At 53.4% G+C, this 1,180-nt stretch carries 2 protein-coding genes; both read left to right on the top strand.

What is annotated here, in order from left to right; genetic code table 11:
* The coding region (locus tag BN1132_RS01050) for an EF-Tu C-terminal domain-related protein (RefSeq protein WP_042074249.1) at positions 1 to 279 on the top strand (279 nt) is incomplete at its 5' end.
* Between the two features lie 112 nt (positions 280 to 391).
* Positions 392 to 934, top strand: a complete 543-nt coding sequence (gmhB, locus tag BN1132_RS01045; protein WP_042074247.1) for a D-glycero-beta-D-manno-heptose 1,7-bisphosphate 7-phosphatase — start codon at positions 392 to 394, stop codon at positions 932 to 934.
* Positions 935 to 1,180 lie beyond the last annotated feature (246 nt).

The raw sequence follows: 1,180 nt of genomic DNA, 5'->3' as shown, positions 1-1,180 counted from the left end.
ACCAAGTTCGAATCCGAAGTGTACGTGCTGTCCAAGGAAGAAGGTGGTCGTCACACCCCGTTCTTCAAGGGCTACCGTCCGCAGTTCTACTTCCGTACTACCGACGTGACCGGTACCATCGAACTGCCGGAAGGCGTAGAGATGGTAATGCCGGGCGACAACATCAAGATGGTTGTTACCCTGATTGCTCCGATCGCGATGGACGACGGCCTGCGTTTCGCCATCCGTGAAGGTGGTCGTACCGTAGGTGCTGGTGTTGTAGCTAAAGTTATCGCTTAATCGATACTTTACATACGCACATGAAAGGGGTGGCTTCGGCCACCCCTTTTACTTTTGGGGCTTTAAATGGCCTGTGAGATACTTTGCGAAATTATTGATAGAGGTAGCTGCTGTGAGTAAACCCGCCATTTTTCTGGATCGCGATGGTGTCATCAACGAAGACACGGGTTATGTCAGCCAGGTTGATGACTTCCACTTTCTACCCGGGGCGATCGAAGCCATGCAATTGCTGAAGAAGAAAGGCTACCTGCTGGTTGTGGTCACCAATCAGTCCGGCATTGCCCGAGGCTACTTCACTGAAGATGATTTCATGAACTTGACCGAATGGATGGATTGGTCCCTGGCCGATCGGGACGTGGATCTCGATGGCATCTATTTCTGTCCCCATCATCCTGACCACGGTGCGCCTTGCGATTGCCGCAAACCCGAACCCGGCATGCTGCTGCTTGCCCAGCAGGAGCTCGGTATCGACATGGCCCGCTCCTATATGGTGGGTGACAAGCCGTCCGACCTGAAAGCGGCCATCAATGCCAAGGTAGGTCACAAGGTGATGGTGCGCACCGGCAAGCCGGTCACGGATGCTGGTGTCGAGCTGGCCGATGCCATCTATGACAACCTGCATGATTTTGCCGTAGCGGCCCCCACCGCAGGCTGACTTTGCTGGTTTAAGATGCTTTTTGGTGTCTTTGTGAGCGGTTGAACGATGAAAGCCATCTTTTTGTAATTATCCCCTTGCCAGAACAAATCCGCTCCCTATAATGCGCCTCCATCGACACGGCAAGCGGCAACGCAAACAACCCGGTCGGTGACCTCGAAAAGCCTTTGAAAATAAGGCTTGACTCGAGAAGGCGGTTGAGTAGAATGCCACTCCCGCAGCAGCTAAAAGCTGCGTCGCTCTTTA

Source organism: Aeromonas sanarellii (assembly GCF_000820085.1).
GTDB lineage: Bacteria > Pseudomonadota > Gammaproteobacteria > Enterobacterales > Aeromonadaceae > Aeromonas > Aeromonas sanarellii.
Note: the sequence above shows the minus strand (reverse complement) of the source record. Positions and strands in the feature narration are given on the sequence as shown.